Genomic DNA, 12,604 nt, shown 5'->3' on the forward strand with positions numbered 1-12,604 from the left:
GCTGGAGCGGATGATGCGGGACGCGAAGATCACCCAGATCTACGAGGGCACCAACCAGGTCCAGCGCATCGTCATGGCCCGCAACCTGCCGTAGCGGAACGGGGGCCCGCCGAAGCCGGGGACGGGGGCGGGACCGTTCCAGTCGCCGGGTGGGGACGGTTCGGCCCCTCGCAGCGACGCCCTCACGCGGAACGGTCCCACCGCCTCACCGCGCTGGGGCGGACTCAGACCGCGTCTGCGGAGCGCTCCGACGCGGCCGGCCCGTCGCCCGGTCGCAGGGTGAGCAGTGTGATCTCGCTCGGTGCGAAGACCCGGAAGGGCGGTCCCCAGAAGCCGGTGCCCCGGCTGGTGTAGAGCCGGGTCCGTTCGCCGTGCCGGCTCAGGCCGTGCACCACCGGCTGGTCGATCCGGACGAGGAAGTTGAACGGCCAGATCTGGCCGCCGTGCGTGTGCCCGGAGACCTGCAGGTCGATGCCGGCCGCAGCGGCCTGCTCGACGTACTTGGGCTGATGGGCGACGAGCAGGACCGGCTGTTCCGGGTCCGTCCCCGCCAGCGCGCCGAGCAGGTTCGCGCGGTGCCCGACCAGGCCGGAGGACTCCGCGGTCAGGTCGTCCACACCGGCCAGGACGAGACGGTCACCCCCGCGCTCCACCACGACATGGCGGTTGTGCAGCGGTTCCCAGCCCAGTTCGGCCATGCGGTCCAGCCAGCCCTGGGGCTCCGCGAAGTACTCGTGGTTTCCCGTGACGTAGACCTTCGCCAGCCGCGACCGGACCGTTCCGAGCGGCGCGGACTGCTCCCGGCGCTGGGCCGGAGTGCCGTCGGCGATGTCGCCCGCGTGGACCACCACGTCCGCATCGAGCGCGTTGACAGCCTCAGCGACCCGAGTGGACCAGCGGACGCGGTCGATCGGCCCGTAGTGGGTGTCGGCCAGCAGCACGACCCGGGTTCCGTCCAGACCGCCGCCGAGCCGCGGGAGGTGGACGTCCAGCCGCTTCACCCGGGGCACACGCATGGCCTCGTGGTGCCCCCAGGCCAGCAGGCCGGCGGAGACCACGGCCACGGCCACGGCGACGGCCCTGGCCGGGCCGGTGCCGCCGACGCCCGTCCCGATCAGTACGAGGTGCACCAGGCCGCCCAGCGCCGACCAGGTGAACAGCACCCAGACCATCCCGAGGGTGGTGTCCGCGACCCGGGCCGCCCGGTCGGCCCGCCGCCGCCCGTGGCCCGCGGTCATCAGGAAGGGGAAGGAGACCAGCCAGGCGGCGAAGACGACCGTGCCGGTGACGAGGACCGGGACCGGCCAGTGGACGCCGGAGGCGAACAGCGTCCACCAGGGCAGGACGAACAGCATCATGAGGACGAGGAGGGCCGCGGCTCCGCCCAGCAGCCGGCGCAGAAGCCGCCCGGCACGCGGACTGCCCGCCCCTGAACGGGCGTCCGGCACCGGTCGCGCTCCGCCCCCGGGCGAGGCCGCGGTGCTCTGCGGCTCTCCGCCGGACGGCCGGTGGTCCGGCTCCGCCAGGATGGATTCGCTCTCAGCCACGCCGCCGCCCCTCACGTCCGCCCCACGGTCAGTCCCCATCATCCCTCACACGGTGCTCCACGAAGCCGCCCACCCCGAGGTGGGGCCGCTCGCCGGGGCTGCCGCGCCCTCCGCGCCGCAGCGGAACCGGCCACCGCCGACGGACGGATGCTCAACTCCTGCCGTGAATCGCGTACTTGTGGTGCTCACTGGTGCCGTGGTGCCCTTGTGGCGCACAGGCAACCGACGTCAGGGAGGGAACGGGTCCCGTGATCAAACGAATAGCGGCCGTGGCGGCACTGATCCCGGCGATGCTGGGCGTTACATCCGGTGCGGCTTCGGCGCACCCGGCGCCCAGGGCGAACGCGGCGGTGGTCACTCTCACCTACGACGCCAGTCGAGCAGGACAGTGGGCGGGCGCGATCACCCAGGGCGTGCAGAACTGGAACGCAGCCGTACACAACGTGCACCTGCAACCGGCAAGCTCACCCGGCTCCGCGAACTTCGTCTACGTGGCGACCAGTGGCTGGCCCCAGACGACCCTCGGGCCGATCGTCCCGGGCGGCAGCAGAGGCCAGGTGCAACTGGGTCAGGAAGCGGTCGACGAGGGCTACGACAAGACCCGGATCGCGGCGCACGAGACCGGGCACATCCTCGGGCTGCTCGACGACTACAGCGGCCCGTGCTCGGAGCTGATGTCCGGCCACGGCCCCGGTACGGCATGTACCGACGCCGAGCCGGACGCGGCAGAGGCGGCCGAGGTGGACCAGAACTACGTGGACGGTGCGGCGGCCGTGAGCCCGGAGCAGCACCGGATCGTGGTCGACGTCTGGTCCGCGTCGGTCCTCGCCGGCACACACTGACGGGCAGCCGGAACCGGCCAGGTCACCGCACAGGACCGTGCCGGGGCCCACTGCGCGTCCGGACGACGTGGTGACCGGCCCGGGAGCGGGCCCGTCGCAGTGCGGCGTTCGGGACGACCGGCGAAACGGTGCCGACCAGGGCAGCGGTGATCCCCTCGGCGGGCGGCTGTCACAGCCTGCGGCGGCCGGGTCCCGGGGCCGGGGGTACCGACGCGAGGCATGCCACGGAGAGGGACCCTCCACCGCCCCCTCGGCGCACCCCTCGACGGGTCTGAGTCCGCACCCTGGCACACCCGCGGTGGCGAGCGCGGCTCGCCGCCCGGCCGGCGGGCAAGGGTGCGTGCAGACGGCGATGCGCCTCGGCTCCGGACCGAGCGACGGACCGCCCCGTCGTCGGCCGGTGGAAGAGGTACTGGAAAAGGTTCCGTGAGGAATCGGGCGCGCTTCGGAAACAATTTCAGTTCTGGAAAAACCCTCCCCGTAAGACGGAGTGGGCGGAGTCCGGCCCCGATCTCGGCAGCGGGCTTCGGCGATCGGGGCCGAAGGCCAGCCGGAATACGCCGTGCGGTGTTCCGGGCCGCGCAGAAGTCCGCCAGGTTCCCGGCGGCGCTTTTCTGCGCGTCCGGCACGGGGCGGCCCTGGGCTCCCTGTGCCGCACCTGCTTTGCTGTGCAGTACTGCCCTGCGGCTAGGTTTGTGTGCAGCACAGGTACGCAGGCCCGTGGTGGCAGAGGTGCACGGGGGACGGGAGGTCGGGAAGAGTGTCGCTGCGCGAAGGGGACCCAGCCGAGATCGGCGGCTACGCGCTCGAGGCGCGGCTCGGCTCGGGTGGCATGGGCACGGTCTTTCTGGCCCGGATGAGTTCGGGGCGCCCTGTCGCGATCAAACTGATCCACCAGCAGTTCGCGGCGGACGACGAGTTCCGCATCCGTTTCCGGCAGGAGGTGGCGGCGGCGAGACGGGTGAGCGGTGCGTTCACCGCCGCCGTGGTCGACGCCGCCCCCGAGGCCGAGCAGCCGTGGATGGCGACGACCTATATCGAAGGGCACACGCTCGCCCAGCGCATTGCCACGGACGGCCCGCTGAACGGAGCGGAGCTGCGGAGGCTCGCCATCGGGCTGGCGGAGGCGCTGCGCGACATCCACCGGGCGGGGGTCGTCCACCGCGACCTGAAGCCCTCGAACGTCGTGCTCTCGCCCGAGGGCCCGCGCGTCATCGACTTCGGCATCTCACGCGCCGCGGACCAGCAGACGCTGACGATGACCGGCAGGGTCATCGGTACGCCGCCCTTCATGTCGCCGGAGCAGTTGCAGGCGCCGCGGGGAGTGGGGCCGCGGTCCGACGTCTTCTCGCTCGGCACGCTGCTGGTCTACTCGGCGACGGGGCGCGGGCCCTTCGACGCGGACAGCCCGTACATGACCGCGTACCAGGTGGTGCACGAGGAACCGTCGCTGGGTGCCGTGCCGGGAGCCCTGCGCGCGGTCGTCGAGTCGTGCCTGGAGAAGGAGCCGGAGAAACGCCCCTCGGCGGACGAACTCCTCGTGCTGCTGCGGGACCTGCCGGCCGACCTGGGCGGGACCGAGGCGAACGGGACCCGCGCGGGCAGCACCCGCGAGACGCACACCGAGCAGCACCTGGCGACGCGCGACACCCCGGCACCGTCCGCCCCCGCGCCGTCCGCTCCGGGCACTGACGCGTCCGCCCCGGGCACTGACGCGTCCGCCCCGGGCACTGACGCGTCCGCCCCGGGCACTGCCCCGGCCGGCCCCGGCGCGGAGAACACCGGCGCCCCGGCCGGCCGCGCTCCGCGTCGCGGGTGGCGCCCCGTGCTCGCGGCCGTGGTCGCGGTGGCGGCTATCGGCGGGGGAGTCGCCGCACTGAAGACGGGCGGCTTCGGGTGGCCCAGCGGCGAGGACAAGGGCAGCAGCGTCGCGGCGCCGGGTGGTGCACTTCCCGCCGGTTTCGCACCGTGGCGCGAGACCGTGCGGGGCGGTGGCTCCGGGGCCCCCGACGAGCTGCGTTGCGTCGCGCACGGCGATGCGCTGTTCTGCGGGGGCGGAGGGGTCGTCGCGACCCGCATCAGGGCCCGGGACGGCGCACGGGTGTGGACGGTGAAGAGCCCGGGCGTCCCCGTTCAGGGCATGTACATGGTCGGCGCCACGGACGACACGGTGCTCGGTTACCGCTTCGCCGACCAGGACAACCCGCAGGGCCCGCCGAGCGAGGTGGTGGCCGTCGACGCGGACAGCGGGCGGGAGTTGTGGTCCGTCCCGGTCAGCACCCAGTCGCAGGCCGTCACCAGCCGCTCCCTGAACGCCCTTGTGGTCGGCTCCGCCGTCGTGACGGTCGACGCCACCAACTCCCGCTTCGAGGCCCGGGACGCACACAGCGGTGAGGTCACCTGGAGGACGCCGTTCCCCGCGGGCAAGCGGTGCGCCCCCCTCCCGTCGGGCCGCCGGCTCCTCGCGATGTGCGCGGCGGGCACGGAGGTGGACGCACTGGAGGTACGCCACCCCACCGTGTACACCGTCGACAGCTCCTCGGGGGCACTGGGCAAACCCATCGCGGTGAAGGGCCGCTTCATGCCGGTGGGCGCCTCGGGTGGCAGGCTCGTACTCCTCCGGCAGCACATGGAGGGAACGGAGGTGGCCGGCTACGACGCGGTGGCACGGGTCGACCCGGACTCGCGGAAGGTCACGTACTCCCGACTGGCCGGAACCTACGCGGGGACGCCCGGCATGGCGGACGGCACCGTCTACGTCAGCCGTCAGACCGGTCTGGTCACCGCGCTCGACCCGGCGACCGGCCGGAAGAAGTGGTCGCGGCAGACCGACGTGGAGGGGGCATCGGGTCCCGTCGCGGGCGCCGACGCCCTGTACTTCAGCTCGCCCACCGGCCGGGTGGTCGCGCTGTCGCCCCACGACGGCAGAACGCTGTGGTCGACCGTGCCGCAGACCGACGGTCTGTCGGGCGGGCAGGAGGACAGCCCGTGCGTGACCCTTGCGGGGCGTGCGGTGGTCGTGGCCGCAGCCCAGAACACCCTCTTCGCCTTCGACGCGCAGAAACCGCCGAAGGGGGACTGAACCGGGCGGCACCGAGGCACGTGAGGGCCCGCATCCCACCACGACAGGGAGTAACCATGGTCGACCTGACGCCCCTCCTGGCCGATCTCGACGGGGAGACCGCAGACCTGGACGCCCTCGTCCGCGCGCTGCCCGGACCCGACTGGAACCGGGCGACCCCCGCGCCCGGCTGGACGGTCGCGCACCAGATCGCGCACCTCGCCTGGACGGACGCCCTCTCACTGCGGTCCCTCACCGCCCCCGAGGAGTTCTCCGCCCGCACGCCCCCGGCGGACGCCGGGCTGTCCCGGTACGTCGAGGCGGGGGCGGAGGAGTACCTCTGCGCCCCCGACCGGCTCCTGCGACGGTGGCGTGCAGGGGCCAGGGCACTGGCGGACGCCCTGGCCGCGACTCCCGCCGACGGGCGGCGGCTTCCCTGGTTCGGCACCGCGATGTCGCCGGCCTCGATGGTCACTGCCCGGATCATGGAGACCTGGGCCCACGGCCAGGACGTCGCGGACGCCCTCGGCCGCACCCGCACGCCCGGCGCCCGACTGCGGCACATCGCCCACCTGGGGCACCGCACCTTCGCGCACGGTTTCGCCGCCCACGGCCTGGACCGGCCCGACACCCCGGTACGTGTGGAACTGACCGCACCGGACGACTCGGCCTGGCACTTCGGGCCGGCGGACGCGCCGGACCGGGTGACGGGCCCGGCCCTCGACTTCTGCCTGCTGGTCACCCAGCGTCGCCACCCCGACGACCTCGACCTGCGGGCGAGCGGCGCCGCGGCCCGGCAGTGGCTCCACGTGGCACAGGCGTTCGCCGGACCTCCAGGGGTCAAGCGCCGCCCCTCGGCCGCCACGACCGACTGCTGAGTCTTTCGGGAGTGGCGAGGAGGCCCGGAGCAGTCGCGGACCGCCCGGCCCGGTACCTCAGTCAGCGCGTGGGGTCCGCACGAGGGGTACGGCCGGCCGCGGTCGGCCGTACCCGCGCCCTGGCCTACCCGCCGAAGGTCTTCGTGGACGGATGGGTCGACAGTGCCGCCTGGTTGAAGGTGACGGCCACGCCGTGTCCCCGCAGCCGGGAGGCGCGCCGGTCGATCCGCCAGCCGTCGATCCGCACCCCGATGCCCTTGTGCCCGCGGACCTGGTCGGTGTCCAGCCGGACCCGGACGGTGCTCGACTCACCGCTCACCAGGTTCAGGTAGTTGTCGTCGAACGTCGCCGGCAGGATGCGTTCGCCGGTCCGGGTGTCGTACACCTGCAGGTGCACCATCAGCGCCACGGACCTGCCGGTGTTCTCCACCTCCACCGAGAGTTCGAGGCCGTCCCGCCCGTGCTTCGCGTCGGCCACGACGGAGAGGGCCGCCGGGCTCACGTCGTCCAGGCTCAGGAACCCCGCGGCCCGGGCCGGGTTCTCGATCCAGTAGAAGTTGCGGACGGGTTCGGCTCCGTGCGCCTCCTCGAACGCGAGCCGGACGAAGGCGACGTCGGAAGGCGCGGCGTTCAGCTGCTCGGCGATGTTGCCGACGACGGTGTGGTCGCAGGGGGCCGCTCCGGCAACGCGCCAGGAGGTGCGGGCGAACGCCTTGCCGTCCAGGTCGTGGAGGGTGACGGAGACGGTGCCCCGCACAGCCGCCCGGGTGTGGTTGGCCACCACCACGTCGTACGTCCGGCTGTCGAGGATCACGTTGACCCGCCGGCAGGCGTGCCGGACCGCGTAGAACGCCGAGTGCGCCTCGAGGTCGTGGGTGTACATCTGCCAGACGAAGCTGGGCTGCGCCGGATTGGTCATCCACATGATGACGCCGGTGCGCGGGTACGGCTTGCCCGGCGCGGCGCTCTGCATGTTCGCGGCGTGCGCCTCGTAGATCGCCTTGATGCACTCGTAGTTCATCAGCTGGGACTTGCGGGCGAAGTCCGGCAGGTTCTGCACTTCGCCGTAGCGCTTCGCGGTGAGGTCGAGGTAGCCGGCGCCGCCGCCGTTGCCGCCGTTGCCGTTGACGTCCCGGTCGGCCCAGAAGTCGTCAGGGTGCTCCCACGACGCCTCGGGGAGCATCTTCCTGATGAACTCCAGCGTCGGGATCGAGTACGAGCCGACCTCGTTGTGGAACGGCGGCCAGTGCGTGCCGTCGTTGAGTTCGAAGTGGGTGCTGGGCGTGACCCAGTGGTACGGCCCGCCCGAACTGTAGCCGCCGATGGGGTTCTTGCCGGTGTCACCGGCCGAACTGGTCAGCGCGGCGCGTTTGGGGTCCAGCTCGGCCACCAGCGCGTCCAGGCCGTCGATGAGGGGCTGCGGCGGCGGGCCCTCGTTGCCGCCGCACCACAGCAGGATCGACGGGTGGTTGCGGAACCGCACGATGCAGTCCCGGATGTTGTCCAGGTCGCGGGTGACGTTCGCCGGCGGCGGACCTTCGGTCGAGCAGAAGAAGTCCTGCCAGACGAGGATGCCGAACTCGTCGCAGGCCTCGTAGAAGTCCTCGGTGCTGCTCTGGCCGTTCCAGTTGCGGATCAGGTTGAGGTTGGCCTCCTTGTGCAACCGCACCTGCTCGCGGAGACGTTCCCGCGGAATGCGCTTGAGTGCCTCGTCCAGGCCCCAGTTGCCGCCCATCACCAGGATCGGCTGGTTGTTGACGGTGATCGCCAGGCAGTCGACCGGTGTGCCGGCCTGTGACTGGATCGGCTTGGTGTACTCGATACGGCGGACACCGAAGTCCACCGTCCGCTCGTCGTGGACCTGGCCTCCCGACTCCACGCCGATCGAGAGCCGGTAGCGGTGCGGGTCGCCGTAGCCGTTCGGCCACCACAGCTTCGGGCGGTCCAACCGCAGGCAGGCGATGTCCTGCGGCGTCACCGTCACCGTGGACGCGCCGGCCGGCACGGTGACGCTCCGGGCGAACTCGCGGCCGTCGAGGGTGCCCCGGACCACCACGGACCGGGACGAGGAGAAGGCGCTGTCGAGGCTGAGGGTGACCCTGACGTCGGCGGTGCTCAGATCGGCGGAGAGCGTCGGATCGACGTGCACGTCGCTCAGCCGCACCTGGCCCGTCGTGGACCAGGTGACCGGCTGCCAGATGCCCAGGTCCCGGTCGGGGATGGTCGGCAGCCAGTCCCAGCCCGCCGTGCAGAAGAACGTCGGCCCGTTCTTCAGGGTGATCCCGGTCTTGCCGCCGTTGCGCCCGCCACGGGTCACGCCGCTGGCGTAACTCGGCAGCGACGGGGGGTCGACGTCGGGCAGCCTGCCGACGAGCACCGCGAGGTGGGCCGTGCCGTCGGCCTTCGCGACGATGTCCGTGACGTCGAAGTCGCCCCGCTTGAAGGCGCCTTCCACGGTGCCCACCTTGGTGCCGTTGAGCCAGATGGTCCCGAGGTAGTTGATGCCGGCGAAGTGCAGCCAGAACCGCTGGCCGGGGATCAGCCGGGGCACGGGGAAGGAGACCCGGTACCAGTAGTCGCTGTCCTTGAGGGTGTCCGGAACCGTGTCGGTCACGATGTGGCCGTACAGGGGATCGGGGTACTCGCCGCCTGCGATCATGCTCGTCAGTGGTGTGCCCGGCACGACAGCGGGCTTGAGGCCGGACATGTGCTGCGGGCCGGCCATCTGGCTGCCGGGCGGCGTCCTGCCGTCGGCCGCCCCGAAGGTCCATCCGCTGGTGATCTCGTGGCCGTCGCGGTGGAGGAGACGGGTGCCTGCGGTCCCCGCCGGCGCAGCGCCGGCGACACCGGAGAGTCCGAGCGTCCCGAGAACACCCCCACCGGCAGTGGCGATCCCGGTGGACAGGAAACGCCTGCGATTCAACTCGGTCACGTCACTCCCGATGCATCTGACAACGTTGTCGGCCCTGGTGCGAGCTCCATCGTCCGCAGGCCCCGGTTCCTTTGTCAACGGCCTTGTGAGGTTCTGTGCCGGCAGGAGCCGGGCGAGCGGTGGGGCCGGGCCCGTCCCGGCTCCACCGGCGACTGTTGCTCGGTCCGCCGCACCACCGGGGCCGTCATGCATGGCGCCGTGGCCCCGCGGGCCGTGGACGGGCCTGCGGCTCACACGAGGTGAACGCCGTTCAGAGCCGGGAAGCTCCGGTTCACTCCTCGTGCTGGTTCAGCAGGGCCGAGATCTCGGCTGCCGGGCGGTCGGTGTGCAGGCTGACCACGTCGGCGATCAGCTCGTCCAGGGGTGGCCAGGGGAGGTTGCCGTGGTCGTTGTAGAGGCTGACCAGGCCGTGCAGGGCGGTCCAGAGCATCAGACCGGCCTGCCACTGCTCCTCGGTGGAGGACCGGCGGCGCCCCCCGCGGGCTGCGGCGGCCAGAGAGGCGACGAGAGCGCCGAACGGTTCGGCCCCCGCGCCGTGTGCTGACCCGGGAACCAGGTCGGCAGGCATGCGCCCGCCGAAGAGCGTGCGGTAGTGGCCCGGCTGGCTGACCCCCCAGCGCACATAGGCCGCGCAGCGGGCGACGAGATCGGCCGGCGGGTCCTGGGCGGACCGCGCGGCTTCGTCCATGAGCCGGGCCATTTCCTCGTAGCGCAGCCGCAGCACGTGCTGGACCAGTGCGCTCAGGTCGGAGAAGTGGCTGTAGATGCTCGCCGGCGCCACCCCGACCTCACGTGCGACCTGCCGGAGGGTGAGCGTCTCCGGCTGGTCGAGGGTGGCCAGCAGCTTGGCCGCGGCGTCCACGAGCTGGGCCTTGAGCACCTGTCCCTGCCCTCGCGGATTGCGGCGACGGGGAGCGGACCGCTCCTGGGGTGACACCTTCACTCCCCTCCGACCTGCGTGGACGATGCAACAACAGGTGTTCAGTTTACAGGTCGCGCTCGCCTTGACACCGCTGACCAACGGTCGTTTACTCAAGTCACCAACAGTTGTTCAGTCAAGGATTGGTGATCATGCGCGTCGCGATACTCGGAGCCTCGGGGCGGACCGGCGGTGTACTCGTCGAGCAGGCGTTGGAGCGCGGACACGAGGTCGTGGCCCTGGTGCGCACGCCGGCCAGGGTCGCCGTGCCCGTACCGGGGCGGACGGAGATCAGGAAGGCGGACGTCACCGTCCCGCGGGGCTTCCCCGACCTGGCTGACGTCGACGTGGTCGTCTCGGCCATCGGCATCGGCAAGGGCGACGGTCCGGGAGCGCTGGTCGCCGGGGCCAAGGCGCTTGCGGCAGCCGGCGTGCGCACCGTCTGGCTCGGTGCGCTGGGCTCGGGTGTGTCGAGCCGGTCGGGTGGGCTGATCTACGCAGGGGTCATGCGGTTGTTCGTCGGTGCGGAACTGGCGGAGAAGGCCGAAGCCGACCGGATCGCCCTGGACGCGGGCGCCACGGTCTTTCACGCCCCGGACGTCACGGACGGCCCCCTCAGCCCCACTCGCCGCACCGTGCCCCTGGCGGAGCTGCGGCGCCCGCTGCTGCCGCCCAGGATCTCCCGGGCCACGCTGGCCTCCTTGTTGCTGGACGAAGCGGAGACCGGCAGGGCCGGCAGCGGCATCCTCGTGCCCCTTGGCTGACCGCCGTCCGAGGCGGCAGTCAGTCCCTGCGCCCCACCGGGCGCCGGCACCCCCATCGAAAGGTTCAGCGTGAGCAGTTTCTCCGGGAAGGCCGGACTCGTGACCGGCGCGGGCAGCGGGATCGGCCGCGCTGCGGCGATCGAACTGGCCCGGCAGGGCGCCATGGTCACCGTCACCGACATCGACGAGGCCGCGGCGGCCGACACCGCCGAGAGAATCAAGGAGGAGGGCGGTGCGGCACTGGCGGTCTGCGTCGACGTCGTCGACGAGGACGCGGTCCGGGCGGCCGTCGAGCGCACCGTCGAGACCTGCGGCGGTCTCGACTTCGCCGTGAACAACGCCGGCCTGGCCTCCCATCACCGGCAGCTCGACGAGATGTCGCTGGAGGAGTTCGAGCGGGTGGCCCATGTCAACCTGGGCGGGACCTTCCTGTGCATGAAGTACGAACTGCCCGCGCTGCGAAACCGCGGTGGCGGAGCGATCGTCAACGTGGCCTCCAACGGCGGCCTCTATGCGATCCCCACCGCCCCCGCCTACGTCGCCGCGAAACACGGCGTCGTCGGACTCACCAAGGTCGCCGCCGTGGACTACGCGCCACGCCGCATCCGGGTCAATGCCGTCTGCCCCGGCCCGACCCGCACACCCGGTTTCGAACGCGTGGCGGCCGGCACCGACATGATCGCGATGCAGGAGGCGACCACCCCGCTCGGCCGGATGGCCGCACCGGAAGAGGCCGCGGCGGCTGTCGTCTGGCTCTGTTCGGACGCCGCCTCGTACGTCACCGGGATCGCGCTGTCGGTGGACGGCGGCCGGCGGGCCTGAGGGTGCCACGGCCAAGGGGTGCGCGCCGGCGACATGGCGGGGACGTCGCCGGCGGGGCGCGTGAGTGGCGCCCGCTCGGGCCGGTCCGCGGTGACGGGGCGCGGTCATGGGGCGCGGCACGGGCTCGGCAGTCGCGGGGCGGGCTCCGGCGCAGTTGGTATCAAACGATACCGTAACGAATGAAGTAGCCTCCTTCCATGCCCACCGATACCTCTCCTTCCGGCACCGCCCCGCGTGCGACCGACCGGCCCGGGGATGCCTCGCCTTTCGCTCTCGGCTTGTTGCTGCGCCGAGCGCACTGGCGTGCGGCCGGGGTGTTGGGGGAGGCTCTTCGGCCGCTCGGTGTCGAGTTGCGGCACTTCGCGGTGCTGCTCGTGCTGGTCGACCGCGGGCCCACGGTCCAGCGTGACCTGGCGGCCGCGACGGGGTCGGACAAGGCCGGGATCATGCGGGTGGTGGACGACCTGGAGCGGAAGGGGCTGGCCGTGCGCCGGGCCGTGCCGGGGGACCGGCGGGTGCGGGCGGTGGAGATCACACCCCAGGGGCTCGAACTGTTCGACGCGGCCCATGAGGCGGCTGAGCCGCTGGCGGAAGGGCTGGTCGCCGACCTGGGGCCCGGTGAGGCCCGGCAGCTGACCGACCTGCTGACCCGGCTCGCCCATCCCGCAACCGACGAGGGGTGACTCCGTGCGCCGCCGGTCGTCCACCGCGGCGGCGCGCATCTCCCCCTGTACCCCGGTGACTTGTGCGGCATCGCCCTCGGGGTGGCGTCGTGGCTGCTTCGCGCCGACCGCCGGCCCTGGGTGGTGCAGGTCCGGGCGGCGCGTCCGAGGGGCGGT

Annotated in this window: 10 protein-coding genes; 7 read left to right on the forward strand and 3 right to left on the reverse strand. The window is 72.4% G+C overall.

Annotation, left to right across the window (positions count from 1 at the left end; translation table 11 throughout):
• Positions 1 to 94 (forward strand): acyl-CoA dehydrogenase family protein (locus ACFV3R_RS30775; protein ID WP_385590041.1); only part of this gene is annotated, 94 nt, incomplete at its 5' end.
• 130 nt (positions 95 to 224) lie between these two features.
• Here the strand turns inward: ACFV3R_RS30775 and ACFV3R_RS30780 are convergent.
• On the reverse strand, positions 225 to 1,448 hold the full coding sequence (locus ACFV3R_RS30780) for a metallophosphoesterase (protein ID WP_385590043.1): 1,224 nt from the start codon (positions 1,446 to 1,448) through the stop codon (positions 225 to 227).
• A gap of 347 nt (positions 1,449 to 1,795) precedes the next feature.
• Between ACFV3R_RS30780 and ACFV3R_RS30785 the strand changes: the two genes are divergently transcribed.
• The 3 genes from ACFV3R_RS30785 (at position 1,796) to ACFV3R_RS30795 (ending at position 6,328) form a co-directional block, all read left to right on the forward strand.
• A complete protein-coding gene (locus ACFV3R_RS30785; RefSeq protein WP_385589991.1) occupies positions 1,796 to 2,389 on the forward strand; it encodes a snapalysin family zinc-dependent metalloprotease in 594 nt (197 codons plus the stop codon).
• Between the two features lie 760 nt (positions 2,390 to 3,149).
• A complete protein-coding gene (locus tag ACFV3R_RS30790; protein WP_385589993.1) occupies positions 3,150 to 5,471 on the forward strand; it encodes a protein kinase in 2,322 nt (773 codons plus the stop codon).
• A gap of 56 nt (positions 5,472 to 5,527) precedes the next feature.
• Complete coding sequence (locus tag ACFV3R_RS30795; RefSeq protein ID WP_385589995.1) at positions 5,528 to 6,328, forward strand: TIGR03084 family metal-binding protein; 801 nt, start codon at positions 5,528 to 5,530, stop codon at positions 6,326 to 6,328.
• A 124-nt stretch (positions 6,329 to 6,452) separates the two neighbouring features.
• Here ACFV3R_RS30795 and ACFV3R_RS30800 read toward each other — a convergent pair whose 3' ends face one another.
• Together ACFV3R_RS30800 and ACFV3R_RS30805 are read right to left on the reverse strand one after the other, a co-directional pair.
• On the reverse strand, positions 6,453 to 9,260 hold the full coding sequence (locus ACFV3R_RS30800; RefSeq protein WP_385589997.1) for a glycoside hydrolase family 2 TIM barrel-domain containing protein: 2,808 nt from the start codon (positions 9,258 to 9,260) through the stop codon (positions 6,453 to 6,455).
• 271 nt (positions 9,261 to 9,531) lie between these two features.
• Positions 9,532 to 10,197 carry a TetR/AcrR family transcriptional regulator gene (locus ACFV3R_RS30805; RefSeq protein WP_385589999.1) on the reverse strand — a complete coding sequence of 222 codons (666 nt, stop codon included), beginning with the start codon at positions 10,195 to 10,197 and terminating at the stop codon, positions 9,532 to 9,534.
• Positions 10,198 to 10,331: 134 nt separating this feature from the next.
• Here ACFV3R_RS30805 and ACFV3R_RS30810 point away from each other — a divergent pair, with 134 nt between their 5' ends.
• The 3 genes from ACFV3R_RS30810 to ACFV3R_RS30820 all read left to right on the forward strand — a co-directional run bounded on the left by ACFV3R_RS30810 (position 10,332) and on the right by ACFV3R_RS30820 (position 12,448).
• Positions 10,332 to 10,943: an NAD(P)-dependent oxidoreductase gene (locus ACFV3R_RS30810; RefSeq protein ID WP_385590001.1), complete on the forward strand. Its 612-nt coding sequence runs from the start codon at positions 10,332 to 10,334 to the stop codon at positions 10,941 to 10,943.
• A gap of 69 nt (positions 10,944 to 11,012) precedes the next feature.
• A complete protein-coding gene (locus ACFV3R_RS30815) occupies positions 11,013 to 11,765 on the forward strand; it encodes an SDR family NAD(P)-dependent oxidoreductase (RefSeq protein ID WP_385590003.1) in 753 nt (250 codons plus the stop codon).
• Between the two features lie 197 nt (positions 11,766 to 11,962).
• Positions 11,963 to 12,448 (forward strand): MarR family winged helix-turn-helix transcriptional regulator, encoded by a 486-nt coding sequence (locus ACFV3R_RS30820; RefSeq protein WP_385590005.1) that lies wholly within the window; start codon positions 11,963 to 11,965, stop codon positions 12,446 to 12,448.
• Positions 12,449 to 12,604 lie beyond the last annotated feature (156 nt).

The sequence above is a fragment of the Streptomyces sp. NPDC059740 genome (assembly GCF_042733155.1).
GTDB lineage: Bacteria > Actinomycetota > Actinomycetes > Streptomycetales > Streptomycetaceae > Streptomyces.